Here is a 25,375-nt window from a genome sequence, read left to right on the forward strand (position 1 = left end):
GCCATGAGCCAGGCCTATACCGTCGTCATTCCCGCCCGCTATGCCTCCACCCGCCTGCCCGGCAAGCCGCTGCAGGACATCGCCGGCAAGCCGATGATCCAGCACGTCTGGGCGCAGGCCGGCAAGAGCTCTGCCACCCAGGTGGTGGTCGCCACCGACGATGCGCGCATCTTCGATGCCTGCCAGGGCTTTGGCGCTCAGGTGGTACTGACCCGCGCCGAGCATAACTCCGGCACCGACCGCCTGGCGGAAGTGGCTGACGCACTGGGCCTGGCCGACGACGCCATCGTGGTCAACGTGCAGGGCGACGAGCCGCTGGTGCCGCCGTCGATCATCGACCAGGTGGCCGCCAACCTGGCGGCGCACCCGGAGGCGGGGATCGCCACGCTGTGTGAGGAAATTCACGATCCGGCGGCGCTGTTCAATCCGAACATCGTCAAGGTGGTCAGCGACAAGAATGGCCTGGCCCTGACCTTCAGTCGTGCCACACTGCCGTGGGCGCGTGATGCCTTCGCGGTTGATCGCGACAGCCTGCCGGCGAACGTGCCATATCGCCGGCACATCGGCATCTACGCTTACCGCGCACGCTTCCTGCGTGACTTCGTGGCCTGGGGCCCGTGCTGGCTGGAAGACACCGAATGCCTGGAGCAGCTGCGCGCACTCTGGCACGGCGTGCGCATCCATGTGGCCGACGCCCTGGAAGCGCCGCAGGCCGGCGTCGATACCCAGGAAGACCTGGAGCGCGTGCGGCGCATCCTGGGGGCCTGATGAAGGTCCTGTTCGTCTGCCTGGGCAATATCTGCCGTTCTCCCACTGCCGAGGGCGTGTTCCGCCACAAGGTCCTTGAAGCGGGCCTTGAGGATCGGGTGGAGATCGACTCGGCCGGCACTGGCGACTGGCATGTCGGCAAGGCGCCGGACGCGCGTACTCGCGCCGCCGCGCTGCGCCGCGGCTATGACCTGTCCGGCCTGCGGGCGCGGCAGGTCTGCGTCGCGGACTTCGCCCGCTACGACCTGGTCCTCGCCATGGACAATGCCAACCTGCGTGATCTGAAACGCCTGCAGGCCGGCAGCGGCAAGGCTGATGTGGATTTGTTCCTGCGCCGCTACGAAGGCGCAATGGATGAAGTACCCGACCCGTACTACGGCGGCGAGGATGGCTTCGAGCAGGTGCTGGATCTGGTGGAGCGGGCCTGCGACGGGCTGCTCATGGAAGTGAAGAGGCGCCTGTGACGCTGCAACTGCAAGAACACGTTTCCCTCAAGCCCTACAATACCTTTGGTGTCGACGTCGCTGCGCGCTGGTTCGCCCAGGCCCATGACGATGACGAGGTGCGCGCCAGTATCGCGGTTGCCGCCGAGAAAGGTTTGTCATTGATGGTCGTCGGTGGCGGCAGCAACCTGTTGCTGACCCGTGATATCGATGCGCTGGTGCTGCGCATGGCTTCTCGCGGCATCCGTGTCCTCGACGACGATGGCGAGCATGTGGTGGTCGAGGCCGAGGCAGGGGAAGTCTGGAACGACTTCGTGCGCTGGACCCTGTCCCAGGGTTTTGGCGGGCTGGAAAATCTCAGTCTGATCCCCGGCACCGTGGGTGCTGCGCCGATGCAGAACATCGGTGCCTATGGTGTCGAGATCAAGGACGTGTTCGTCGGCCTGACCGCGCTGGATCGCCAGGGCGGCGAGCTGTGCGAGTTCGGCCTGGAGGATTGTGCATTCGCCTACCGTGAAAGCCGCTTCAAGCGCGAGCCGGGCCGCTGGCTGATTCTGCGGGTGCGCTTCGCTCTGAGTCGTGCGGCGAAATTGCACCTGGACTACGGACCGGTGCGTCAGCGCCTGGCCGACGAGGGCGTTACTGCGCCGACGCCGGCTGACGTGTCGCGAGTGATCAGCACGATTCGCCGCGAAAAGCTCCCGGACCCTGCCGTGCTGGGCAATGCCGGCAGCTTCTTCAAGAATCCGGTGGTCTCCGCGGATCAGGCAGTGGCTCTGCGTCAGCGCTACAGCGACCTGGTGGCCTACCCGCAGGGTGATGGCCAGAGCAAGCTGGCGGCTGGCTGGCTGATCGACAAGGCGGGCTGGAAGGGCTTCCGCGAAGGTGCTGCTGGCGTCCACGCGCAGCAGGCGTTGGTCCTGGTTAACTACGGCGGCGCTACCGGGTCGCAGTTGCATGACCTGGCGCTGCGTATCCGGGATGACATCCGGCAGCGCTTTGGTGTGGAGCTGGAGATGGAGCCGAATCTCTACTGAGGTGGCTTCAGATGGAAAAAGGGATGCTTCGGCATCCCTTTTTTGTGCCTGTTCCCCAGCGCAAGAGAGGGCGGCGTTTTGTAGGAGCGAGCTTGTTCGCAGTGTGCTCCGAGCTGCGGATTCGGACTGAGCGTAGGAGCGGACTCTGTCCGCGATCGATTTCCGGCGAACACCGCATCAAGGGGTTCGCGAGCAAGCTCGCTCCTACGAAGAGCAGTTTCGTTCGAGGATGAGTGTGAGGCGCCGCTGTAGGAGCGAGCTTGCTCGCGAACCTGCCTCCGGCACAAAAAAAAGGGGATGCCCAGGCATCCCCTTTTTCATGCTCGGAAGCTATCAGCTGTGGTGTTTCTCAACCACGGTGCCTGCTTCTTCCTCGGCCTTATCGCCTTCAACCTGTTCGGCAGCCGGCTCGGCCTGCTCCACGGATTGGGCTTCGGCTTCATTCACCGCTTCGGCCGCAACGGTCTCGGCAGTGACGTCGGCAGCGGGTTCGGCCACGACTTCAGCTTCGACGACGGCAGCTTCCTCGATTACCGCTTCGACAGTCGGAGCCTGCTCGACCTGCGGTGCGGCAGCTGCAGCAGCGGCGGCTTCGCGGGCCAGGCGCTCCTGACGGCGGCGTTCGCGCGGGTCGTTGGAAGCACGGCCAGTAGCGTTGGCTGGAACGGCCGGGGCGGCCTCTTCAGCAGGCGCCGGAGCAGCAGCCGGGGCTTCTTCGGCAGCAGCCGGAGCTTCTGCCTTGGGCTCTTCGACCAGTTGAGCGACGGCTTCGATCACGGCTTCAGCTGCCGGGGTCGGCGCTTCTTCGGCAATGGTCGGTTCGGTAGCCACCACTTCAACGGTCTCGACCGGCTCGACAGCCTGTTCGCTGGGCTTGGCCAGGAACTCGATGGTCTGCTCCAGGGCGCTCTCGGTGCGAACGGCCTCGACGACGCCAGACTCGACCGCAACGGTCTCGACCTGGGCTTCGGCGGCCGGTTGCTCCTGCTCGCCAGCAGCTTCGGCTACGGCAACGGCGGTAGCGGCGGCAGCGACCATGGCGGCGGGCGACGGAGTGTCGGAAGCAGCCTGCTCGGTGCCTTCGGCGCCAGTCACTTCACCTTCAACACCATCCACGCCGGCCTCACGCTGGCGCTCGCGGCGGTTGCTGCGGCGACGCTGGCCACGGGAGCGGCGACGCGGACGCTCGTCATCCGAGCCTTCGTCATCCTGTTGCTCCAGCAGTTCCTCGTTCGGCAGCTCTTCGGCCTCAAGGGCGGCAGCGTCGCGAGCCTGACGGTCTTCACGCGGTTGACGCTCTTCACGGGGCTGGCGCTCGGCGCGCTCACCACGCTCACCGCGCGGTTGACGCTCTTCGCGCGGCTGGCGTTCTTCACGCGGTTGACGCTCGGCACGTTCGCCGCGCTCTTCGCGGGGCTGACGCTCCTCGCGCGGTTGGCGCTCGGCGCGTTCTTCACGCGGCTGGCGCTCTTCGCGGGGCTGACGTTCGGCGCGCTCTTCACGCGGCTGGCGTTCCTCACGCGGTTGACGCTCGGCACGCTCTTCGCGGGGCTGGCGCTCTTCACGCGGCTGACGCTCGGCGCGGTCTTCACGCGGTTGACGGTCTTCGCGCGGCTGACGCTCTTCGCGGGCCGGGCGCTCGGTGCGCTCGCCACGCTCGTCGCGACGACCGCGTTCTTTGCGTTCGTCATCACGGCGACCGCCGTCACGACCGTCGCGGCGACGGTTCTGCTGGCGGCCATTGCGGCGCTCGCCCTGGCTTTCGCTGCGCTCGGTGGCCGGCTTGGTAGCGGCGGCAACCGGGGCCTGCTCAGGCTTGCTGCCGGCGAACAGGCTGACCAGCGACTTCACCAGGCCCTGGAACAGGCTCGGCTCGGGCATTGGCTTGGCGGCTTCGGCGACCGGTGCTTCTGCAGCTACCTGCTGCGGAGCGGGCGTCTGCGGGGAAACGGTCTTCACGGCGGCTTCCTGGCGAACCAGGGTGCGGGTGGCGCTGACCGGCTGGACTTCCTCGTGCTCTTCCGGGGCCATCTCGTAGCTGGCATGGCCGGACAGCAGTTCGGGGTTGTCGTCGCGCAGGCGCTGAACTTCAAAGTGCGGAGTTTCCAGGTGGTCGTCCGGCAGGATGAAGATGCGTGCGCGGGTACGCAGCTCGATCTTGGTAATGGCGTTGCGCTTCTCGTTGAGCAGGAAGGCGGCAACCTGGAACGGCACGCGCGCACGAACTTCGGCGGTGCGGTCCTTCAGGGCTTCTTCCTCGATCAGGCGCAGGATGGCCAGGGACAGCGATTCGACGTCACGGATGATGCCTTGGCCGTTGCAGCGCGGGCAGACGATGCCGCTGGTCTCGCCCAGGGACGGACGCAGGCGCTGACGGGACATTTCCAGCAGGCCGAAGCGCGAGATACGGCCAACCTGCACGCGTGCACGGTCGGCTTCCAGGGCTTCGCGAACGCGTTCTTCCACGGCGCGCTGGTTTTTCGCCGGGGTCATGTCGATGAAATCGATGACGATCAGGCCGCCGATGTCGCGCAGGCGCAGCTGGCGGGCGATTTCCTCGGCCGCTTCCAGGTTGGTCTGTAGGGCCGTTTCCTCGATGTCGCCGCCTTTGGTGGCGCGCGCCGAGTTGATGTCGATGGACACCAGGGCTTCGGTCGGATCGATGACGATGGAGCCGCCCGACGGCAGCTTCACTTCACGCTGGAAGGCGGTTTCGATCTGGCTCTCGATCTGGAAGCGGTTGAACAGCGGAACGCTGTCCTGGTACAGCTTCACCTTGCTCGCGTACTGCGGCATGACCTGCTGGATGAAGTTGAGGGCTTCTTCCTGGGCGTCGAGGCTGTCGATCAGCACTTCGCCGATGTCCTGGCGCAGGTAGTCGCGGATGGCGCGGATGATGACGTTGCTTTCCTGGTAGATCAGGAACGGACCGCTGCGCTCGCCGGAGGCTTCCTTGATGGCGCCCCACAGTTGCAGCAGGTAGTCCAGGTCCCATTGCAGCTCTTCGGAGCTGCGGCCCAGGCCGGCGGTGCGGACGATCAGGCCCATGTCGCCGGGAACGGTCAGGCCGTTCAGGGCTTCACGCAGTTCGTTGCGCTCTTCACCCTCGATGCGGCGGGAGATGCCACCGGCGCGCGGGTTGTTGGGCATGAGTACCAGGTAACGACCGGCGAGGCTGATGAAGGTGGTCAGGGCGGCGCCCTTGTTGCCACGCTCTTCTTTCTCGACCTGGACGATGACTTCCTGGCCTTCGCTCAGGACGTCCTTGATGTTGATGCGGCCTTCAGGATTCTTCTTGAAGTATTCGCGGGAGATTTCTTTGAGGGGGAGGAAGCCGTGGCGTTCGGCGCCGAAGTCGACGAATGCGGCCTCGAGGCTCGGCTCGATGCGGGTGATACGGCCTTTGTAGATGTTGGCCTTCTTCTGTTCACGCGCACCGGACTCGATGTCCAGGTCGAACAGGCGTTGGCCGTCTACCAGCGCTACACGCAACTCTTCGGGTTGAGTTGCGTTGATCAGCATTCTTTTCATGTAGTACCAATGGTTTCCGGGGCCACCGGAAACGGCGATCGGCACACACGACTCTCACGGTCGGTGCTAAGGCACGTACTCAGGAACGGCGGACCATTCCCGTGTCCAGCGGCAGCAGGATAAATCTGCTGTGCCGCGACTACGTTTCCTGCTTGTTGTGTAAGAACAAGCACTCATCAGGAGGAGGAATCGACTGTCAGATGCGGACGATATAGTGCGTCTACGTTCAAGGCAGGCGTTCAAGGCATGAACGCAACGCAATCCGACAGTTGTGCATCTCCGCCCTGCACATTTCCTTAAGAGCCGGGTGCCACTCGCTGAATCCGGGAGCGGGGTTGGCTTTTATCACGGCGACCTTGGCTGCCGTGGTCATGTCTCAAGGCCTGGGTTTCGAGGCGCTGTCGGCGCGAGAATCGCTCGGGCCGTTGCAACGCTTCCGGGGACTGCCTGGTGTCCTTTCAATGTGTTTGCAGGCGGTTGGGGATGGCGATTACGCGATCATCCGCAGGCCTGGCCACTTTTGGCGGCCTCCCGAATATAGCAGCAATGATTAAGTGCTTCAATTGAATGAAAAATTGTTATTATATCCGGATGACAAATCCCGCCCCTCCGACTTCCGGCGTTCAGCTGCTTGAGGTCGCGCCGGAGTATGCCGGCCAACGAATCGACAATTTCCTTCGCACTCAGCTCAAGGGCGTGCCCAAGACGCTGATCTACCGCATCCTGCGCAAGGGTGAAGTGCGGGTAAACAAGGGGCGCATCAAGCCCGAGTACAAGCTGCAGGCTGGCGACGTGGTGCGCGTGCCGCCGTTGCGCCTGGCCGAGCGTGATGAGCCGGTGCCGCTGGCCCAGGGGCTGCTCGAGCGCCTGGAGGCTGCCATTGTCTTCGAAGACAAGGCGCTGATCGTGGTGAACAAGCCCACCGGTATCGCCGTGCACGGCGGCAGTGGGCTGAACTACGGGGTCATCGAGGCGTTCCGTCAACTGCGCCCGGAGTGCAAGGACCTGGAGCTGGTGCATCGCCTGGACCGTGATACGTCCGGCCTGCTGATGATTGCCAAGAAGCGCAGCATGTTGCGTCACCTTCACGACGCCCTGCGCGGCGAGCGTATTGTGGACAAGCGCTACCACGCTCTGGTGCGCGGCAACTGGCCGGCGGCGAAGAAGCAGATCGCTGTGCCGCTGCTGAAGAACAATCTGCGCTCCGGTGAGCGCGTGGTGGAAGTGAATCCCGAGGGCAAGGAAGCGCTGACCGAGTTCAAGGTGCTGCGCCGTTTCGGTGACTTTGCCACATTGGTGGAGGCGCGCCCGATTACCGGCCGTACTCACCAGATCCGTGTGCATGCCAAGCATGCCGGCCATTCCATTGCGGGCGATCCCAAGTACGGCGACGAGGATTTCTCCCGCGAAATCCGCGAGCTGGGCGGCAAGCGTCTGTTCCTGCATTCCGCGTTCCTGCGGGTGCCGATGCCTGATGGTTCGGTGCTTGAGCTGGAGGCGCCGGTGGACGATATCTGGCTGCGTACCGTGGAGCGCCTGGATGCGTGAGTATTCCCTGCTGATCTTCGATTGGGATGGCACGCTGGTGGATTCCATCGGCCGTATCGTCGAGGCGATGCGCGTGGCGGCGGTCAATTCCGCTCTGCCCGAACGCAGCGAGGAGGCGATCAAGGGAATCATTGGTCTGGGGTTGCCGGAAGCCATCCAGACGCTGTATCCGGAGGTAGAGGAAGGCGAGCCGCTGGATCGCTTCCGTCTCGATTACGGCAATCACTATCTGAGCCTGGAAGTGCAGCCTTCTCCGCTGTTCCCTGGTGTTGCCGAGGCCATGCTCGAATTTCGCGATGCGGGCTACCAGTTGGCGGTCGCTACCGGGAAGAATCGCCGTGGCCTGGATCGCGTGCTGGCGGGGCAGGGCTGGACGGACTTCTTCGATATCACCCGTGCTGCCGATGAGTCGGCGAGCAAGCCGGATCCACGCATGCTGCATGAGATTCTCGAGCATTGCCGAGTCGATGCCCGTGACGCGCTGATGGTGGGCGATTCGCCCTTCGATCTGGAGATGGCGCGCCGCGCTGGCATGGATTCGGTGGCGGTGGGCTATGGTGCTCAGTCGCTGGAGATCCTTCGGGAGTATGCTCCGGCGCTGGAAGTGAATCATTTCAATGAATTGCGCGCCTGGCTCGCCGGGCGTTCGGTCAAACCAGTGCTCGAGGTAGGCAACTGATGTCGGATGAATGGAAGGCGGACGATAGCAAGGCTGCACAAACCGCGGCGAGCGACGAGAAGAGCTGGAAGCTGCTGGAGAAGGCTGTGCTGGCTGGCGTCCAGGAGCAGCGCCGGTCGCGGCGCTGGGGCATCTTCTTCAAGTTGCTGACCTTCGTTTATCTGTTCGGTGCGCTCGCGCTGTTCAGTCCCTTCAGTGGCTTGTCCAAGTCCGCGTCGCGCAGCGCCAGCCATACGGCGCTGATCGAGGTGAAGGGAATGATCGCCGACAACGAGGCGGCCAGTGCCGACAATATCGTCGGTGCGCTGCGTTCCGCGTTCGAGGATGCCGGCACCAAGGGTATCGTCCTGCGTATCAATAGCCCGGGCGGAAGCCCGGTACAGTCCGGCTATATCTACGATGAAATCAAGCGGTTGCGCGGTGAGCATCCGGATATCAAGGTCTACGCGGTCATCAGTGATCTGGGGGCTTCTGGTGCCTACTACATCGCCAGTGCGGCCGACGAGATCTACGCCGACAAGGCCAGCCTGGTGGGCTCCATCGGTGTGACGGCGGCGACTTTCGGCTTCGTTGGCACCATGGAGAAGCTGGGCGTGGATCGTCGCATCTATACCTCGGGCGAGCACAAGGCTTTCCTCGATCCCTTCCAGCCGCAGAAGGCGGATGAAACCGCCTTCTGGCAGCAGGTGCTGGACACCACTCACAAGCAGTTCATCGATGTGGTGAAGAAGGGACGCGGCGACCGCCTGAAGGACAAGGAGCATCCGGAGCTGTTCTCCGGACTGATCTGGTCTGGCGAGCAGGCGCTGCAACTGGGTCTGATCGATGGTCTGGGTAGCTCCAGCTACGTGGCGCGCGAGATCATCAAGGAGAAGGAGATCGTGGACTACACCGTCCAGGAAACCGCCTTCGATCGCTTTACCAAGAAGCTGGGCGCCAGTGTCGCCGAGCGCCTGGCAATGTGGATGGGCTTCCAGGGGCCGGCGCTGCGCTGAATGCTCTTCCTTATATAAGGAAGGAAAAGGCCCGGCGATTGCCGGGCCTTTTCGTTTCGGCCTTGCGGGTCAGGCCTTTTTTTCAGGGCACGGGTACCTGTTCGGCAAGCAGCATGTCCACCAGGCGAATCAGCGGCAGGCCGATCAGGCTGGTGGCGTCTTCGCCTTCGGTGGCGCGGAACAGGCTGACGCCCAGGCCTTCGGCCTTGAAGCTGCCGGCGCAGTCGAAGGGCTGTTCGGCTTCGAGGTAGCGGCGGATGCGTGCTTCGTCGAGTTCGCGAAAATGCACGGTAAACGGCACGCAGGCGACCTGGGCCTGGCCGCTCTGGCTGTTCAGCAGGCAGAGGCCGGTGAGGAAGCTGACGCTCCTGCCGCTGGCGTCCTTCAGTTGTGCGGTGGCGCGCTCGATATCGTGCGGTTTGCCGAGAACCCGGCTGCCATTCACTGCGGCCTGGTCCGAGCCGATGATCAGGTGTGCGGGGTAGCGCTGGGCGAGGGCGTGCGCTTTGCTTTGCGCCAGTCGGCGCACCAGTTGCTCGGCGTCTTCGCCGGGCAGGGCTGTTTCGTCGATGTCGGGGCTGGCACATTCGAACGGCAGGCGCAGGCGCTGCAGCAGTTCGCGGCGGTAAGGCGAGCTGGAAGCAAGGATCAGGGGTAACATGGATAATTCCTTCGGAGCGTCGCCGCGATTCTAGCGAAAAGGGCTGTCCATACAGCGGTTTATGGCTAATTTCCTTTGACAGCTTCGGGTGCATCCCTATAATGGCGCGCTTATGTTGAATGGACCGATACCACCTCACGTTGATCCGCGCAAATTGGTAGAGCGCGCCGCCACCCTCGAAGGTGAGCTGCCGATCGCCAAGATGCCACGTCTCAACGAGCAACTGACCAGCAGTGATGGCAAGATTCACGCGAAGTTTTCCTTCTTCCGTGATGAGCAGAAGCTGGCGGTCATGCACGTCGAACTCGACGCCGAGGTGAGCATGGTATGCCAGCGCTGTCTCGAGGCGGCCAACTTCCATGTGGGTGGTGAGTACGATTACGTCATCATCCCGGAAGGCAAGTCGATCGATGATCTGCCCAGTGGCTACGATGCATTGGAGGTGGGGGATGACCCCATCGACCTGACCTCGCTGGCCGAGGACGAGTTGCTGCTCGCCTTGCCCATCGTGCCGGTCCATGATCCTGAGGATTGCCAGCAGCCGGTGGGATACGCTACAGCGCCCGAACCGAGCGAGAACGTCGAAGAGCGGCCCAATCCGTTCAGCGTACTGGCGCAGTTGAAGCGTGACCCAAACGTTTAGGAGTTAATCAATCATGGCTGTTCAGCAGAACAAAAAATCCCGTTCCGCTCGTGACATGCGTCGTTCGCACGATGCCCTGGACGCGAACGCTCTGTCCGTGGAAAAGAGCACCGGTGAAGTTCACCTGCGCCACCACGTCTCCCCGGACGGTTTCTATCGCGGCCGCAAGGTCGTAGACAAAGGCTCTGACGAGTAATCTTTGTCCGCACCAATCATCGCGATTGATGCAATGGGTGGGGACTACGGTCCCCACTGCATTGTTCCGGCCTGCATTTCCTTTCTGGCCGAGTATGCTTCCCTCCAGCTGGTCCTCGTCGGCCAAGCTCCTCTGATAGAAGAACACCTGCGCGGCCTGTCCTCGGCCGAGCGCCAGTGTCTTCATATCCATCACGCCAGCGAAATTGTCACGATGGACGAGCGTCCGTCACAGGCGTTGCGTGGCAAGCCCGACTCCTCCATGCGTGTTGCCCTCGAACTGGTTCGGGATGGCAAGGCCCATGCGTGTGTCAGTGCCGGCAACACCGGTGCGTTGATGGCGCTGTCGCGCTACCTGCTCAAGACCTTGCCTGGCATCGATCGTCCGGCGATGGTGACTGCCGTGCCGACGCAAACCGGCCATTGCCATCTGCTCGACCTCGGGGCCAATGTCGACTGCAGCGCCGAGCATCTCTACCAGTTCGCGGTAATGGGCGCTGTCGCTGCCGAGGCGCTGGGCAAGCAGAATCCCAGGGTCGCACTGCTGAACGTCGGCACGGAAGACATCAAGGGCAATCAGCAGGTGAAGCTTGCCGCCAGTCTTCTGCAGCAGGCGCAAGGGGTGAACTACATCGGCTACATAGAAGGTGATGGCCTGTATCGCGGGCTGGCCGATGTGGTGGTTTGCGACGGCTTCGTCGGCAACATCCTGCTCAAGTCCAGCGAGGGTTTGGCTGCGATGGTCGCGGCTCGGCTCGAAGAGCTGTTCAACTCCAGTCTGCCGGCCAAGGCCGTCGGGCTGATGGCGATGCCTTTCCTGCGCCGCCTGCGCGGCGACCTTACGCCTTCGCAGCACAATGGTGCGAGTTTCCTGGGTTTGCAGGGTATCGTGGTGAAGAGTCACGGCAGTGCGAAAGAAGAGGGCATCCAGAGCGCCTTGCGCCGGGCGCTGCTTGAAGTTCGCGAGAATCTGCCCCAGCGGCTGCATGGTCGCCTGGAACATCTGCTCTAATGTGTGACCGCGGTCGTCAGACCGTCATCCAACTGTCAGTTCAGTGCGCCAGGCTCTCGCCGGCGTTATCCATTTGACGACACAGACAAAAGGGACCTGTTGCAATGTCCGCATCCCTCGCCTTCGTATTCCCCGGCCAAGGTTCGCAGTCGCTCGGCATGCTTGCCGAGTTGGGTGCCCAGCACGCCATTGTGCGCGATACCTTTGCCGAAGCTTCCGCTGCTTTGGGTTATGACCTCTGGGCCCTGGTACAGGAAGGCCCCGAAGAGCGCCTGAATCAGACCGACAAGACCCAGCCCGCCATCCTCACCGCTTCCATCGCCCTGTGGCGTCTGTGGCAGGCCGAAGGTGGCGTGCAGCCGGCGTATGTTGCCGGGCACAGCCTGGGTGAGTACTCCGCGCTGGTTGCCGCGGGCAGCCTGGCCTTCACCGACGCGGTGAAGCTGGTCGAGCGCCGTGGCCAATTGATGCAGGAAGCCGTTCCTGCCGGTACCGGCGGCATGGCCGCCATTCTCGGTCTGGAAGACGCTGATGTGCTTGCAGCCTGCGCCGAGGCTGCCCAGGGTGAAGTGGTCAGTGCCGTGAATTTCAACGCCCCTGGTCAGGTCGTGATCGCGGGGGCGGCCAAGGCCGTCGAGCGCGCCATCGAGGCGTGCAAGGCTCGCGGCGCCAAGCGCGCTGTCGCACTGCCGGTCAGCGTGCCGTCGCACTGTGAGCTGATGCGCCCGGCTGCCGAGCGCTTTGCCGAGGCTGTCGAAGCCGTTCAGTGGCAGATGCCGCAGATCGCCCTGGTGCAGAACGTCACGGCCCAGGTTCCGGCTGATCTGGCTGCGCTCAAGCGCGACCTGTTGGCGCAGCTGTACAGCCCGGTCCGTTGGGTCGAGAGCGTCCAGTTGCTGGCCGAGAAAGGCGTCACCGACCTGGTCGAATGCGGTCCGGGCAAGGTGCTGGCTGGTTTGAACAAGCGTTGCGCCAAGGGCGTGACCACCCACAACCTGGATTCCGCGGACGCCTTCGGCGCGGCCCGCGCGGCTCTGGCTTGAACAGGAGATAAGGCATGAGTCTGCAAGGCAAGGTTGCCCTGGTTACCGGTGCGAGCCGTGGTATTGGCCAGGCCATCGCACTGGAACTGGGCCGCATGGGCGCCACCGTGGTCGGCACTGCCACCAGCGAATCCGGCGCACAGAAGATTTCCGAGTACCTCAAGGAAAATGGCATCCAGGGTTCGGGCATGGTCCTGGATGTGTCCAACGACGAGTCCGTGACCGCTGTAGTCGAAGCCATCCAGAAAGAATCCGGTGCCCCGGCCATCGTCGTCAATAACGCAGGCATCACCCGCGATAACCTGCTGATGCGCATGAAAGACGATGAGTGGTTCGATGTGGTCAACACCAACCTCAACAGCCTCTACCGTCTGTCGAAAGCCGTCCTGCGCGGCATGACCAAGGCGCGCTGGGGTCGCATTATCAATATCGGCTCCGTCGTGGGTGCCATGGGCAATGCCGGGCAGACCAACTACGCGGCCGCCAAGGCCGGCCTGGAAGGCTTCACCCGCGCCCTGGCGCGCGAAGTCGGTTCCCGTGCTATCACTGTCAACGCGGTTGCTCCGGGCTTCATCGACACCGACATGACTCGTGAGTTGCCCGAAGCCCAGCGTGAAGCACTGCTCGGCCAGATTCCGCTGGGTCGACTGGGGCAAGCCGAAGAGATCGCCAAAGTGGTAGCATTCCTCGCTTCCGAGGGCGCAGCTTATGTAACGGGTGCCACGGTACCGGTGAATGGCGGAATGTACATGAGCTGATGTGACGAGTTCCTTCGTGGCGATGTCATATGCGCTGTCTAAAATTCTCCAAGCGTCGTGACGCTGGAATAGACAGAGCATCTGGATTGCCGGGAAGGGGCGTCAGCGTTCAGCTTGAAATGCAGAAAACCCTTTCTATACACTTACCCGCAGCCCAGCTGTACGGATTGTCCATAGGAGTGAAAACAAGGTATGAGCACCATCGAAGAACGCGTCAAGAAGATCGTTGCTGAGCAACTCGGCGTTAAGGAAGAAGAGGTTACCAACAGCGCTTCCTTCGTCGAAGACCTGGGCGCCGACTCCCTTGACACCGTTGAGCTGGTGATGGCTCTGGAAGAGGAATTCGAGACCGAAATCCCCGACGAGCAAGCCGAAAAGATCACCACCGTTCAGGAAGCCATCGACTACATCGTTGCCCACCAGGCATAAGACGTAGTCGTCGGTTCCCCGACGAAAGAAGCCGCACGGCCTGCAAAGGCGTGCGGCTTTTCTTTAACGCCGGCATCAGCCGGCGTTATTGCCGTGAAACACATGAGAGGAAGTCACAGTGTCGCGTAGACGCGTAGTCATCACTGGCATGGGAATGTTGTCGCCCCTGGGTGTGGATGTGCCGAGCAGTTGGGAAGGCATTCTCGCCGGGCGCAGCGGTATCGCCCCGATCGAACACATGGATCTGTCCGCCTTTGCCACCCGTTTCGGCGGCTCGGTGAAAGGGTTCGACGTCGAGCAATACATGTCCGCCAAGGAAGCTCGCAAACTCGACCTGTTCATCCAGTACGGCCTGGCTGCCAGCTACCAGGCGGTGCGCGATTCCGGCCTGGAAGTCACCGACGCCAACCGGGAGCGCATCGGCGTTGCCATCGGTTCGGGCATCGGCGGTCTGACCAACATCGAAAACACCTGTCGTTCGCTGTTCGAACAGGGCCCGCGGCGCATCTCGCCGTTCTTTGTCCCTGGCTCGGTCATCAACATGGTTTCCGGGTTCCTGTCGATCAACCTCGGTCTGCAGGGCCCCAACTACGCCATCACCACCGCCTGCACCACCGGCACCCACAATATCGGCATGGCCGCGCGCAATATTGCCTACGGTGACGCTGACGTGATGGTTGCCGGCGGCTCCGAAATGGCGGCCTGTGGTCTCGGTCTGGGCGGCTTCGGCGCCGCTCGTGCACTGTCCACTCGCAACGACGAGCCGACCAAGGCCAGCCGTCCGTGGGACCAGGATCGCGACGGCTTCGTGCTTTCCGACGGCGCAGGCGCGCTGGTACTGGAAGAGCTGGAGCACGCCAAGGCGCGTGGCGCGCGCATCTATGCTGAGGTCGTCGGCTTCGGCATGAGCGGTGACGCCTTCCACATGACCGCTCCGCCAGAAGATGGCGCCGGTGCTGCCCGCTGCATGAAAGCCGCGCTGCGCGATGCCGGGCTGAACCCCGAGCAGGTCGACTACATCAACGCCCATGGCACCTCGACGCCGGCCGGCGACATCGCGGAAATCGCCGCGGTGAAATCGATCTTCGGCGACCACGCCTACCAGCTGTCGATGAGCTCGACCAAGTCCATGACCGGCCACCTGCTGGGTGCTGCCGGTGCGGTCGAGGCGATCTTCTGCGTGCTTGCGTTGCGTGATCAGGTTGCCCCGCCGACCATCAACCTGGACAACCCCAGCGAAGGCTGCGACCTCGATCTGGTCGCCCACCAGGCCAAGGAGCGTCCGATCGAGGTGGCCCTGTCCAACTCCTTCGGCTTCGGTGGCACCAACGGTTCCCTGGTGTTCCGCCGGTTCCACGGCTGATGCTGAGCTGGATCGACGGCCAGGGCGCCGAGGTGCTGTCCGCGCGTGATCGCGGACTAGCCTACGGCGACGGGCTGTTCGAGACCATTCGCGTGTCCGCAGGCCGCCCGCGCCTGCTGGCGCGCCATCGGGCGAGGCTGGAAGAGGGCGTCAGGCGCCTGTCCCTGCCGGTCTCGCTAGATCTCGTCGAAGATGAAATCCTGCGTTTCTCCGCCCTGCTCGGTGATGGTGTCGCCAAGCTGATGCTGACCCGCGGCGAAGGCGCGCGCGGCTACGCGCCACAGGCCGACGCCCAGGTGCGTCGACTGTTGCTGGCCTCGCCCGCACCGGCTTACCCGGCGAAGAACCGGGAGGAGGGCGTAAGGCTCTTCTCCTGCGCCACCCGCCTGGCCGAGCAGCCCCTGCTGGCCGGCCTCAAGCACCTCAATCGCCTGGAGCAGGTCCTGGCTCGCGCCGAATGGAGCGATCCGGCATTCGCCGAAGGTTTGATGCGCGATGTTTCCGGGCGCATCGTCGAAGGCGTGTTCAGCAACCTGTTCCTGGTCCGCCAGAGTGAGCTGATCACCGCCGAGCTCAGCCGCTGCGGCGTTGCTGGCGTAATGCGCGCGGAGATTCTCGAGCGCGCGCGCGACCTGGGGTTGCCGGTTATCGTCGGCGACATCGAGTACAGCGAACTGGCGCGCGCCGATGAGGTCTTTCTCTGCAACAGTCTCTACGGTATCTGGCCGGTGCGCGGTGTGGCCGAGTTCGCTTGGCCGGTCGGGGCGCTGACCCGTAAACTGCAGGGCCAACTCCGCGAACTTCTGGATTCCTGATACGTGATGCGCAAATTGCTGGTGCTGCTGGAAGGCGGCCTGCTGCTGGCCGGGCTTGTGCTGGGCCTGGCGGCCTGGGAGCAGCAGCGTGCGCTGCAGCAACCGCTCCAGCTCACCGAGGAGCGTCTGCTCGATGCTCCCAGCGGTGCCACCCCCGGTCGCCTGCTGACCCGCCTGGAGGACGAAGACGTCCTGCACGGTGGTTTCTGGATGCGCCTGTACTGGCGCTTCAACCTGGCCGGCGAGGCGTTGCACAGTGGTGAATACCGCCTGACGCCCGGCATGACCGCTGCCCAGTTGCTCGACCTGTGGCGAGAGGGTGATGTCGTGCAGTACGGCTTGACCCTGGTCGAGGGCTGGAACTTCCACCAGGTGCGCGAGCTGCTCGCCCGCCAGCCCAAGCTGGAGCAGACCCTGAGCGGCCTCAGCGACGCCGAGGTCATGGCCAGGCTGGGCAAGCCCGGGGTATTCCCCGAAGGGCGCTTCTTCCCCGATACCTACCGCTTCGTCCGCGGCAGCAAGGATGTCGATATCCTCAAGCACGCCTATCAGCGCATGGATAGCATCCTTGCCGAAGAGTGGGGCAAGCGCAGCGAAGACCTGCCCTACAAGGATTCCTACCAGGCGCTGATCATGGCTTCGCTGGTGGAGAAGGAAACCGGCGTGCCCCAGGAGCGCGGCCAGATCGCCGGCGTCTTTGTGCGTCGCCTGCAGAAGAACATGCTGCTGCAGACCGACCCGACCGTCATCTACGGCATGGGCGAGCGTTACGCCGGCAAGATCACCCGCGCCGACCTGCGCGCGCCAACGCCCTACAACACCTACGTGGTTGCCGGCCTGCCGCCGACGCCTATTGCGCTGCCCGGCCGCGAAGCGATCCATGCAGCGCTCAACCCGGTGGCGGGGCAGAGCCTGTACTTCGTCGCCCGCGGCGATGGCAGCCATACCTTCTCCGACAACCTCGACGACCACAACAAGGCCGTCCAGGAGTTCCAGATCAAGCGTCGCGCCGACTACCGTTCCAGCCCGGCGCCCGTGCCGCAGCCGGCGCAGTCGCCGGACGCAGACACTCCCGCCGCAGAGACGCCTGCGGCGCAGTAGCCCGACAACACAAGGAGTGAGCCGAGTGACCGGCCTGTTCATCACCCTGGAAGGCCCCGAAGGCGCGGGCAAGAGCACCAACCGCGAGTACCTGGCCGAGCGCCTGCGCGAGCGCGGCATCGAAGTGCAGCTGACCCGTGAGCCCGGTGGCACGCCGCTGGCAGAGCGCATCCGCGAGCTGCTGCTGGACCCCAGCGACGAAAAGATGGCGGTGGATACCGAACTGCTGCTGGTCTTCGCTGCCCGTGCGCAGCATATCGCCGAGGTAATCCGCCCGGCCCTGGAGCGTGGCGCCGTCGTGCTCTGCGATCGTTTCACGGACGCCACCTACGCCTACCAGGGCGGCGGCCGTGGCCTGCCGGTGGAGCGCATCGCGCAACTGGAAAGCTTTGTCCAGGGCGGCCTGCGCCCCGACCTGACCCTGGTCTTCGACCTGCCGGTGGAAATCGGCCTGTCCCGCGCGGCCGCCCGTGGCCGGCTGGACCGCTTCGAGCAGGAAGGTCGCGACTTCTTCGAGGCGGTGCGCAATACCTACCTGGGGCGCGCCCGCGCCGAGCCGACGCGCTATCACATCCTTGATGCCGCGCAGTCGCTGGCCGAGGTGCAGCGTGATCTGGACGGACTGTTGCCGACCCTGCTGGAGCGCCTGAATGGCTGACATCTATCCCTGGCAGCAGGGCCTCTGGCAGCAGCTCAGCGGTCGTCCACGGCATGCTCATGCCTACCTGCTGCATGGCCCGGCCGGTATCGGCAAGCGCGTGCTGGCCGAGAACCTCGTGCACCTGCTGCTCTGCCAACGTCCCGAAGGCGGCAAGGCATGTGGGCAGTGCAAGGCGTGCCTGCTGCTCGCGGCCGGCACCCACCCGGATTACTTCCTGCTGGAGCCGGAGGAGGCGGAAAAGCCCATTCGCGTCGATCAGGTCCGTGAACTGGTGGGTTTCGTGGTGCAAACCGCGCAGTTGGGTGGGCGCAAAGTGGTGTTGCTGGAACCGGCCGAGGCGATGAACCTGAATGCCGCCAACGCGTTGCTGAAAAGCCTTGAGGAGCCGTCCGGCGATACCGTGCTGCTGCTGATCAGCCACCAGCCCAGCCGATTGTTGCCGACCATCAAGAGCCGCTGCGTACAGCAGGCCTGCCCGCAGCCATCTGCCGAGCAGGCTCGAGCGTGGCTGGCGGGCTCTCTGCCGGACGAGTCGGTGGAGGCGTTGGACGAGCTGCTGGTGCTGGCTGGCGGCTCGCCGCTCACCGCGCTGCGGCTGCACGGCCAAGGCGTACGCGAGCAACGCGCACAGGTGGTTGAAGGGGTGAAGAAGCTGCTCAAGCAGCAGGTTGCGCCAGGTCAGCTGGCCGAAAGCTGGAATGCTGTACCTTTGCCATTACTGTTCGACTGGTTCTGCGACTGGTCTCTGTTGATCCTGCGCTACCAGCTGGCTCGCGATGAAGAGGGGCTGGGCCTGACCGACATGCGCAAGGTCGTGCAGTATCTCGCCGAGAAATCGACACAGCCCAAGGTGCTGGCAATGCAGGACTGGTTGCTGCTGCAACGGCAGAAAGTCCTCAATAAAGCCAACCTCAACCGTGCCTTGCTTCTCGAAGCCTTGCTCGTACAGTGGGCAAGTCTCCCCGGGCCGGGCTAGAATCCGGCCATCGGAAAAATCTGCCAGGACAGCTGAATGAGCTTGCCACCAAATCTGGGTCCGCGTAACGGAATCCTGTCCCTGACCATCAAGGACAAATCCGTGCTGTATGCCGCCTACATGCCGTTCATCCGCAACGGTGGGCTGTTCATTCCGACCAACAAGACCTACAAGCTGGGCGATGAGGTCTTCATGCTGCTCAACCTGATGGATGAGCCGGAGAAGATCCCGGTCGCCGGCAAGGTGGTCTGGATCACGCCCAAGGGCGCCCAGGGCAACCGCGCCGCCGGTATCGGCGTGCAGTTCAACGATGGCGACAATACCGCGCGCAACAAGATCGAGACCTACCTCGCCGGCGCGCTGAAGTCGGACCGCCCGACCCATACCATGTAGCCCATGCCCTGTAGCCCATGCCATGCGAGAATGGCAGGCCATACAGGTTGCAAACACGAAGCGCCCTCAGGGGCGCTTCGTCATTTCCGGAGAACGTTTCATGCTGGTCGATTCCCACTGCCACCTCGATCGCCTCGATCTTGCCGCCCACGACGGCTCGCTGGATGCCGCGCTGGACGCCGCCCGCGCGCGTGGCGTCAGCCAGTTCCTGTGTATCGGCGTGAGTGCGGGCAATGCCAAGGCAGTGAAGGACCTGGCCGAGCGCTACACCGATGTGCATTGCTCGGTGGGCGTCCATCCGCTGGACCTGGAGCCCGGTGCCGCACCGGCGCTGGACTGGCTGCTGGGCGAGCTGAACCACCCGCGTGTGGTGGCCATCGGCGAGACCGGCCTGGACTATCACTACGAGCCCGAAGCCGCCGAGTTGCAGCAGGAAGCCTTCCGCCTGCACCTGGAGGCCGCCAAGGTCACCGGCAAGCCGGTCATCGTGCATACCCGCGAGGCCCGCGCCGATACTCTGGCACTGCTGCGCGAGGCAGCGCTGCCGCAGGCCGGCGTACTGCACTGCTTCACCGAAAACTGGGAAATGGCCAAGGCGGCTCTGGATATCGGCTTCTACATCTCGCTATCGGGCATCGTCACTTTCCGCAATGCCGAACAGCTGCGCGATGTGGCGCGTCAGGTACCCGTTGACCGCCTGCTGGTGGAGACCGATTCGCCCTATCTCGCCCCTGTTCCTCACCGCGGCAAGCCGAACCTGCCCGAGTACGTGCGCGAAGTGGCCGAGTATCTGGCTGTACTGCGTGGCGTGAGTTTCGAGACCCTCGCCGAGCAGACCACCGCCAACTTCCGTCGACTGTTCCCGCTGGCAGGTTGATTGCCCCGGCGCCGATACTTTTATGACGCGCAAAAAAAACCCGGGTTCTGGGGGATGAATCCGGGTCAAGACCATTAGGAGTGTAACAATAAGGTACGCGATCCTCGGTACCTTCACCGGCGGGGCACTTGGGGGGAGATGCCGCGCACCGGTATCTACAAGTATTGGTCAAGATGCCGCGGCTGCCACAGGGGGCCGGGTGTTTTTTAAACGGATTTGGAATACATCACACTGCGCTGAGCAGCTTTCTCGGCCGTGCCTGGGTTATTGCCCCGCCAGAACCCCGATCAACCCCAGAGTTTCCTCGATTACCGCCTCGCTGGTGTAGAAGTGCGGCGAGAAGCGGATGCCGGCGCCGCGCTGGATGCACACCACCTGCTCGGCGCGCAGGCGTTCCAGCAGGCGGGTGTTGTCCCAGCCGGCCAGGCTGAAGGTCAGGATGCCGGCGCGCCGGGTCGGGTCCAGCGGGCTGTGCAGTGAAGCGCCGCTGATGCGGCCAAGGCCGTCGTGCAGTTGCTGGACGCGCGCCTGGACCAGCTCGCCCACCGTCGCCATGCCAACGTCCTCCAGCAGGCTCAGGCTGGCGTCCAGCGCCACTGCCCCGAGCATGTTCGGGCTGCCGCACTCGAAGCGCCGGGCGCTGCGCGCAGGCTGCCAGTCGGCCAGGTCGTAATTACCGGCGTTCTCCAGCATGTGCCAGCCGTATTCCTGCAGTGCCAGTTGCTCGCGCTCGGCGGCGCGGCAATAGAACACACCCAGGCCCTCCGGGCCGAGCATCCATTTGTGGCCGTCGGCCATGGCGAAGGCGCAGTCGTAGGCCTGGACGTCGAAGGGCAGGGCGCCCAGTTGCTGGATGGCATCGATGCAATACAGCACGCCGCGCTGGCGGCATCCGGCGCCGAGGCGTTCCAGATCCATGCGCAGTCCGCTGGCGTACTGTACGGCGCTGATCGACAGCAGGCGCGTGCGCGGGGTGCAGGCGGCCAGCAGGGCGCCTTCCGGATCATCGCCGTCCAGGCTCACCTGGATGACTTCCACGCCACGAGGTTTCAACGCTTCCCAGACAACGCGGTTGGAAGGGAACTCCTGATCGCTGATCACTACCTGGTCGCCGGCACGCCAGTCCAGGCCGAAGGCGACGAACGACAGCGCCTCAGAGGTGTTCTTCACCAGGGCGATGTCACCGGTGGTCTGGGCATTCACCAGGCGCATCAGGCGCTCGCGCAGGCGCTTCTCGACGGTCAGCCACTGCGGGTAGTCGCGCGCACCCAGCAGGATGTTCTCCCGGGCGAACGCGGCGACGGCGTCTGCGCTGCGTTGGGGCCAGGGGGCGACTGCCGCGTGGTTCAGGTAGCGCAGGCCGGTTTGTTGGGGAAACTCGGAAGAAAAGCTAATCATGTCGGATGATCCGTGCAATTTGGCGCTGAATAGGCATAATACGCGGCTTCGAATTTTGACTATTTTTGACCGAACAGTCTTTTTATGCAGAAAGAGCCGCGCAAGGTTCGCGAATTCCGTCGTCGCGAACAGGAAATCCTCGACACCGCCCTCAAGCTGTTCCTCGAACAGGGCGAAGACAGTGTCACGGTCGAAATGATCGCCGATGCCGTGGGCATCGGCAAAGGCACCATCTACAAGCACTTCAAGTCCAAGGCGGAGATCTACCTGCGCCTGATGCTGGACTATGAGCGCGATCTGGCCGACCTGTTCCACTCCGAAGACGTCGCCCGCGACAAGGAACGCCTGTCGCGCGCCTACTTCGAGTTCCGCATGCGCGACCCGCAGCGCTACCGCCTGTTCGACCGCCTGGAAGAGAAGGTGGTGAAGACCAGCCAGGTCCCGGAGATGATCGAGGAACTGCACAAGATCCGCGAGTCCAACTTCGAGCGCCTGAGCCAACTGATCAAGGAGCGCATCGCGGCGGGCAAGCTGGAAGATGTGCCGGCCTACTTCCACTACTGTGCAGCCTGGGCGCTGGTGCATGGCGCCGTGGCGCTGTACCACTCGCCGTTCTGGCGCGAGGTGCTGGAGGACCAGGAGGGCTTCTTCCAGTTCCTCATGGACATCGGCGTGCGCATGGGCAACAAGCGCAAGCGCGACGGCGATACACCTGCCGCCTGAGTCGGCATTCGCGTCACCCATCGTCGTTCGTGCGACAGGGCGGTCGGTGAGGGTGGGGATATACTTGCATGAGTGATACCCACCGGAGCCGAGCATGATCGTCGACCGCCAGGGCAGGCGCTTCCGCAATCTTCGCGTCAGCCTGACCGCCGCCTGCAACTACGCCTGCACGTACTGTGTGCCGGATGGCAAGCGTCTGGTCGCTGCGCAGGACGAGTTGTCGGCGGAGTCTTTGGTGCGCGGGGTTGCCTTTCTGATCGAGGCCGCTGGTATCGAGCGCCTGCGCGTTACCGGCGGCGAACCGTTGGTCAGTCCAAAACTCGATGCCTTCCTGCACGGCGTCAGTCGTCTCGGCCTGCAGGACATTGCCATCACCACCAATGGCCAGCTGCTGTCGAAGAAGCTGCCGCTGCTGCTGGACTGCGGCATCCGCCGTCTCAATGTCTCCCTCGATACCCTGAATGCCGACGCTTTCCGGCGCATCGCCCGTGGCGGCGATCTGGGCTCGGTGCTCAAGGGGCTCGACGAGGCCCGCGCGGCGGGCCTGAAGATCAAGCTCAACATGGTCCCGCTGCGCGGACAGAACCTCGACCAGGTCGTGCCGCTGCTGGACTACTGCCTGGAGCACGGCTTCGAGCTGCGCTTCATCGAACTGATGCGCATGGGCCATCTGGCCCGTGATTCCAATGCCTTCAACCAGCAGTTCATCGGCATGCCGGAGCTGCTGGAGCTGATCGGCGAACGCCATCCCTACGTCCAGGCCGATGCGCCGGTGGATGCCACCGCGCTGCGCTACGAAGTGCCGGGGCGCGGCTTCTTTGGCGTGATCGCCAACGAGAGCGTGCCGTTCTGCCGGACCTGTTCGCGGCTGCGCCTGTCCTCCACCGGCTGGCTGCATGGCTGCCTGTCGTCAAGCAATCGCCATTACATCGGCGACCTGCTGGACAAGCCGCGCCACCAGGCGCTACCGGCCCTGCAGCGGTTGCTGGTGAGCGCCCTGGCGGACAAGCAGGAAGTCGCCTTTTCCGGTGGCGTCACCATCATGAAGATCATCGGCGGCTGAGATCGCCCTCAAGACCTGATTAGCCCATGCCCAACGAATTCCCCATTTCCTACATCGAGCCGGTGTTCCGGCCGCCGAGCGAGGCGCACTCGCTCATTCTTCCCGTCACCAACGGCTGTTCGTGGAACCAGTGCGGCTTCTGCGAGATGTACACGCAACCTCAGAAGAAATTCCGCGCCCGCGATGAGGCCGAGGTGCTGGAGGAGATTCGCCGCTGTGGCGAGCGGCTGATCGTCCAGCGCGTGTTCCTCGCCGACGGCGATGCGCTGGTGTTGCCGACACGGCGCCTGCTCAACATCCTGCGCGCGATCCGTGAGCACATGCCTGAGGTGGACCGCGTCTCCAGCTATTGTCTGCCGCGCAACCTGCGCAAGAAGTCGGTGGAGGAACTCAAGGAGCTGGCCGATGCGGGCCTGCGCATGGCCTATGTGGGCGCCGAGTCCGGCGACGACGAAGTGCTGGCGCGGGTGAACAAGGGCGAGACTTATGCCTCCACGCTGGATGCCCTGCAGAAGCTGGGCGAGGCCGGGATCAAGCGCTCGGTGATGATTCTCAACGGCCTGGGCGGCAGTACGCTGAGCGTCCAGCACGCTGACAACTCGGCGCGCCTGATGAACGAAGCGCAGCCGGAATTCCTCTCCACCCTGGTGGTGAGCTTCCCCTCCGGCGAGGAGCGTTATCGAGCAGGCTTCCCGGACTTCCAGCCGCTGTCGCAGGCGGAACTGTTCGTCGAGGTCGAACGCCTGCTGAGTGCGCTGGAGCTGCGCGACACGGTGTTCCGCAGCGATCATGCGTCCAACTACCTGGTGCTCAAGGGCACGCTGGGAGCGGACAAGGCTCGGTTGCTCGACCAGGTTCGCCAGGCCATCGAGCAGCCGCAGCGCGCGCATCTGCGCCAGGAATGGCAGCGCGGCCTGTGATGGCGCGGAAGCTGCATTGCCTGTCCGAATGCCGGTTTTTCGTCGCCGGCTCCGGAGATTTCCCATGCGCTACCTGATGTTGATCCTTGCCTTCGCCAGCCTGGGCGGCTGCATGAATCCCAGTGACCTGGCCGATGGCACCGACTATTACCTGCGTGATTCGGGCTTCCTCGATCACAGCCAGACCCGCCGTACCTCGAACTGGCGCCTGCAGCAGGACTCCTTCATCTATATCGCCCAGGGTCCGTTCGTACCGCCAGGCCACCCTTACGCACGGCCTAACGTGGTGGCGGAGGAGGCGTTCAAGGGCTTCGTCCAGTACTTCCCGCTGGTGCGTCGGGCCAAGAGCCCGTTGGGGCTGGAGGGGGCGATGCAGGAAGCGCGCGCGGCGGGTGCCAATTATCTGTTGTATACCCGCTTTGCCCGTGGGGAAGACAATGTCGGCACCTACGAGGAATATGAGGACACCGACAACGCCGTGGGCCGCGACCGCAGCGTGATCCAGGTGATGCTGATCGAGACCGACAACCGCTACCTGGTCGATAGTGCGACTATCCGCAGCCGCGGCGGTTTTCTGACATTCTATGACGCCAGCCCCGAAGACCTGATCGGGCGGCCGCTGGAAGACTATGCCCGCAGCCTGCTGGGGGTGAAGACGCGAGAGGAGTACCAATGACTGATCCACAGACTCAATCGGACCGGGCCGGCAACCTGCTGGCGCAGATTCCCGCCAGCAAGGACAAGGGGCTGCCGCCGGTGCATCTGTGGAATCCGGATTGCTGCGGCGATATCGACATGCGCATCGCTCGCGACGGCACCTGGTATTACCTGGGCACGCCGATCGGTCGCAAGCCGATGGTGCGGCTGTTTTCCACCATCATCCGCCGCGATGGCGACGATTACTTCCTGGTCACACCGGTGGAGAGGTGCGGGATCACTGTCGATGACGCGCCTTTCGTCGCGGTGACCCTGACGGTCGAAGGGCAGGGCGAGCAGCAGGTGCTGCGCTTCACCACCAATGTCGAGGATGAGGTAGTGGCCGATGCCGCGCATCCGATTCGCGTGGAACTCGATCCGCAGACCCAGGAGCCGTCGCCCTACGTGCTGGTCCGGGTGAATCTGGAAGCGTTGATCCATCGCAACGTGTTCTACCAGCTGGTGGAGCTGGCCGTTCCGCGCGAGATCGACGGTGTCGACTGGCTGGGCGTCTGGAGTTCGGGGGAGTTCTTCCCCATCGCGCCGCAGCCGTGACCTGGCGGTCTGAACGCGAACAGTAGTCCGCGCGATTCACCGCTACAAGTACTTAGCTTGCAAAGAAAAAGGCTCCCGAGGGAGCCTTTTTC

Annotated in this window: 27 protein-coding genes; 24 read left to right on the top strand and 3 right to left on the bottom strand. The window is 63.8% G+C overall.

What is annotated here, in order from left to right; all coding sequences use genetic code 11:
- Positions 1-3: 3 nt before the first annotated feature.
- Genes kdsB through murB form a run of 3 tightly spaced genes read left to right on the top strand, consistent with a single transcriptional unit; the run spans position 4 to position 2,248 of the window.
- Positions 4-768, top strand: a complete 765-nt coding sequence (gene kdsB / locus L6D89_RS02340) for a 3-deoxy-manno-octulosonate cytidylyltransferase (RefSeq protein WP_236170884.1) — start codon at positions 4-6, stop codon at positions 766-768.
- Positions 768-1,232 (top strand): low molecular weight protein-tyrosine-phosphatase, encoded by a 465-nt coding sequence (locus L6D89_RS02345; RefSeq protein ID WP_236198613.1) that lies wholly within the window; start codon positions 768-770, stop codon positions 1,230-1,232. Before kdsB ends, L6D89_RS02345 begins: the two co-directional genes overlap by 1 nt.
- Positions 1,229-2,248: a UDP-N-acetylmuramate dehydrogenase gene (gene murB / locus L6D89_RS02350; protein ID WP_236198614.1), complete on the top strand. Its 1,020-nt coding sequence runs from the start codon at positions 1,229-1,231 to the stop codon at positions 2,246-2,248. The genes L6D89_RS02345 and murB overlap by 4 nt, the downstream gene beginning before the upstream one ends.
- 333 nt (positions 2,249-2,581) lie before the next feature.
- On the opposite strand, the gene rne is transcribed toward murB, so the two are convergent.
- Positions 2,582-5,779: a ribonuclease E gene (gene rne, locus L6D89_RS02355; RefSeq protein ID WP_236198615.1), complete on the bottom strand. Its 3,198-nt coding sequence runs from the start codon at positions 5,777-5,779 to the stop codon at positions 2,582-2,584.
- A gap of 591 nt (positions 5,780-6,370) precedes the next feature.
- On the opposite strand from rne, the gene rluC reads away from it, so the two are divergent.
- From rluC to sppA, 3 genes are read left to right on the top strand one after another with little or no spacing between them, the layout of a single operon-like run.
- The gene (rluC, locus tag L6D89_RS02360) at positions 6,371-7,327 is read left to right on the top strand and encodes a 23S rRNA pseudouridine(955/2504/2580) synthase RluC (protein ID WP_236198616.1); all 957 of its coding nucleotides are present in this window, start codon (positions 6,371-6,373) and stop codon (positions 7,325-7,327) included.
- Positions 7,320-8,006: an HAD-IA family hydrolase gene (locus L6D89_RS02365; protein ID WP_236198617.1), complete on the top strand. Its 687-nt coding sequence runs from the start codon at positions 7,320-7,322 to the stop codon at positions 8,004-8,006. Before rluC ends, L6D89_RS02365 begins: the two co-directional genes overlap by 8 nt.
- Entirely contained in the window at positions 8,006-9,001 is a 996-nt protein-coding gene (gene sppA, locus L6D89_RS02370; protein ID WP_236198618.1) for a signal peptide peptidase SppA, read from the top strand. Before L6D89_RS02365 ends, sppA begins: the two co-directional genes overlap by 1 nt.
- 82 nt (positions 9,002-9,083) lie before the next feature.
- Here sppA and L6D89_RS02375 read toward each other — a convergent pair whose 3' ends face one another.
- A complete protein-coding gene (locus tag L6D89_RS02375; protein WP_236198619.1) occupies positions 9,084-9,662 on the bottom strand; it encodes a Maf family protein in 579 nt (192 codons plus the stop codon).
- A 112-nt stretch (positions 9,663-9,774) separates the two neighbouring features.
- On the opposite strand from L6D89_RS02375, the gene L6D89_RS02380 reads away from it, so the two are divergent.
- The 13 genes from L6D89_RS02380 (at position 9,775) to L6D89_RS02440 (ending at position 19,928) form a co-directional block, all read left to right on the top strand.
- Entirely contained in the window at positions 9,775-10,305 is a 531-nt protein-coding gene (locus tag L6D89_RS02380) for a YceD family protein (protein ID WP_236198620.1), read from the top strand.
- 13 nt (positions 10,306-10,318) lie between these two features.
- Entirely contained in the window at positions 10,319-10,501 is a 183-nt protein-coding gene (gene rpmF, locus L6D89_RS02385; RefSeq protein ID WP_009621425.1) for a 50S ribosomal protein L32, read from the top strand.
- 3 nt (positions 10,502-10,504) lie between these two features.
- Positions 10,505-11,512, top strand: coding sequence for a phosphate acyltransferase PlsX (gene plsX, locus L6D89_RS02390; protein ID WP_276574774.1), 1,008 nt, complete (start codon positions 10,505-10,507; stop codon positions 11,510-11,512).
- Between the two features lie 104 nt (positions 11,513-11,616).
- The gene (gene fabD, locus L6D89_RS02395; protein WP_236198621.1) at positions 11,617-12,555 is read left to right on the top strand and encodes an ACP S-malonyltransferase; all 939 of its coding nucleotides are present in this window, start codon (positions 11,617-11,619) and stop codon (positions 12,553-12,555) included.
- Positions 12,556-12,569: 14 nt separating this feature from the next.
- Entirely contained in the window at positions 12,570-13,313 is a 744-nt protein-coding gene (fabG, locus tag L6D89_RS02400; protein WP_037014455.1) for a 3-oxoacyl-ACP reductase FabG, read from the top strand.
- Positions 13,314-13,505: 192 nt separating this feature from the next.
- Positions 13,506-13,742: an acyl carrier protein gene (gene acpP / locus L6D89_RS02405; RefSeq protein WP_015477931.1), complete on the top strand. Its 237-nt coding sequence runs from the start codon at positions 13,506-13,508 to the stop codon at positions 13,740-13,742.
- Between the two features lie 118 nt (positions 13,743-13,860).
- Positions 13,861-15,105, top strand: coding sequence for a beta-ketoacyl-ACP synthase II (fabF, locus tag L6D89_RS02410; protein WP_236198622.1), 1,245 nt, complete (start codon positions 13,861-13,863; stop codon positions 15,103-15,105).
- Positions 15,105-15,920, top strand: a complete 816-nt coding sequence (pabC, locus tag L6D89_RS02415) for an aminodeoxychorismate lyase (RefSeq protein WP_236198623.1) — start codon at positions 15,105-15,107, stop codon at positions 15,918-15,920. Before fabF ends, pabC begins: the two co-directional genes overlap by 1 nt.
- Before the next feature lie 6 nt (positions 15,921-15,926).
- The gene (mltG, locus tag L6D89_RS02420) at positions 15,927-17,021 is read left to right on the top strand and encodes an endolytic transglycosylase MltG (protein WP_236198624.1); all 1,095 of its coding nucleotides are present in this window, start codon (positions 15,927-15,929) and stop codon (positions 17,019-17,021) included.
- Between the two features lie 25 nt (positions 17,022-17,046).
- Complete coding sequence (tmk, locus tag L6D89_RS02425) at positions 17,047-17,679, top strand: dTMP kinase (protein ID WP_236170872.1); 633 nt, start codon at positions 17,047-17,049, stop codon at positions 17,677-17,679.
- Complete coding sequence (locus L6D89_RS02430) at positions 17,672-18,658, top strand: DNA polymerase III subunit delta' (protein ID WP_236198625.1); 987 nt, start codon at positions 17,672-17,674, stop codon at positions 18,656-18,658. The genes tmk and L6D89_RS02430 overlap by 8 nt, the downstream gene beginning before the upstream one ends.
- A gap of 36 nt (positions 18,659-18,694) precedes the next feature.
- Positions 18,695-19,051 (top strand): PilZ domain-containing protein, encoded by a 357-nt coding sequence (locus tag L6D89_RS02435; RefSeq protein ID WP_009621447.1) that lies wholly within the window; start codon positions 18,695-18,697, stop codon positions 19,049-19,051.
- 100 nt (positions 19,052-19,151) lie between these two features.
- On the top strand, positions 19,152-19,928 hold the full coding sequence (locus tag L6D89_RS02440; protein WP_236198626.1) for a TatD family hydrolase: 777 nt from the start codon (positions 19,152-19,154) through the stop codon (positions 19,926-19,928).
- A gap of 264 nt (positions 19,929-20,192) precedes the next feature.
- Here L6D89_RS02440 and L6D89_RS02445 read toward each other — a convergent pair whose 3' ends face one another.
- Complete coding sequence (locus tag L6D89_RS02445) at positions 20,193-21,326, bottom strand: aminotransferase class V-fold PLP-dependent enzyme (protein WP_236198627.1); 1,134 nt, start codon at positions 21,324-21,326, stop codon at positions 20,193-20,195.
- Between the two features lie 84 nt (positions 21,327-21,410).
- Between L6D89_RS02445 and L6D89_RS02450 the strand changes: the two genes are divergently transcribed.
- The 5 genes from L6D89_RS02450 to L6D89_RS02470 all read left to right on the top strand — a co-directional run bounded on the left by L6D89_RS02450 (position 21,411) and on the right by L6D89_RS02470 (position 25,283).
- Positions 21,411-22,049: a TetR/AcrR family transcriptional regulator gene (locus L6D89_RS02450; RefSeq protein ID WP_236170868.1), complete on the top strand. Its 639-nt coding sequence runs from the start codon at positions 21,411-21,413 to the stop codon at positions 22,047-22,049.
- Between the two features lie 94 nt (positions 22,050-22,143).
- Complete coding sequence (locus L6D89_RS02455) at positions 22,144-23,112, top strand: GTP 3',8-cyclase MoaA (RefSeq protein ID WP_236198628.1); 969 nt, start codon at positions 22,144-22,146, stop codon at positions 23,110-23,112.
- Between the two features lie 26 nt (positions 23,113-23,138).
- Complete coding sequence (locus L6D89_RS02460; protein WP_236198629.1) at positions 23,139-24,032, top strand: radical SAM protein; 894 nt, start codon at positions 23,139-23,141, stop codon at positions 24,030-24,032.
- A 64-nt stretch (positions 24,033-24,096) separates the two neighbouring features.
- The gene (locus L6D89_RS02465; protein ID WP_236198630.1) at positions 24,097-24,708 is read left to right on the top strand and encodes a DUF4823 domain-containing protein; all 612 of its coding nucleotides are present in this window, start codon (positions 24,097-24,099) and stop codon (positions 24,706-24,708) included.
- Positions 24,705-25,283 (top strand): DUF1285 domain-containing protein, encoded by a 579-nt coding sequence (locus L6D89_RS02470; protein WP_236198631.1) that lies wholly within the window; start codon positions 24,705-24,707, stop codon positions 25,281-25,283. Before L6D89_RS02465 ends, L6D89_RS02470 begins: the two co-directional genes overlap by 4 nt.
- Positions 25,284-25,375 lie beyond the last annotated feature (92 nt).

This window comes from Pseudomonas pseudonitroreducens (assembly GCF_021603645.1).
Taxonomy (GTDB): Bacteria; Pseudomonadota; Gammaproteobacteria; order Pseudomonadales; family Pseudomonadaceae; genus Pseudomonas; species Pseudomonas pseudonitroreducens.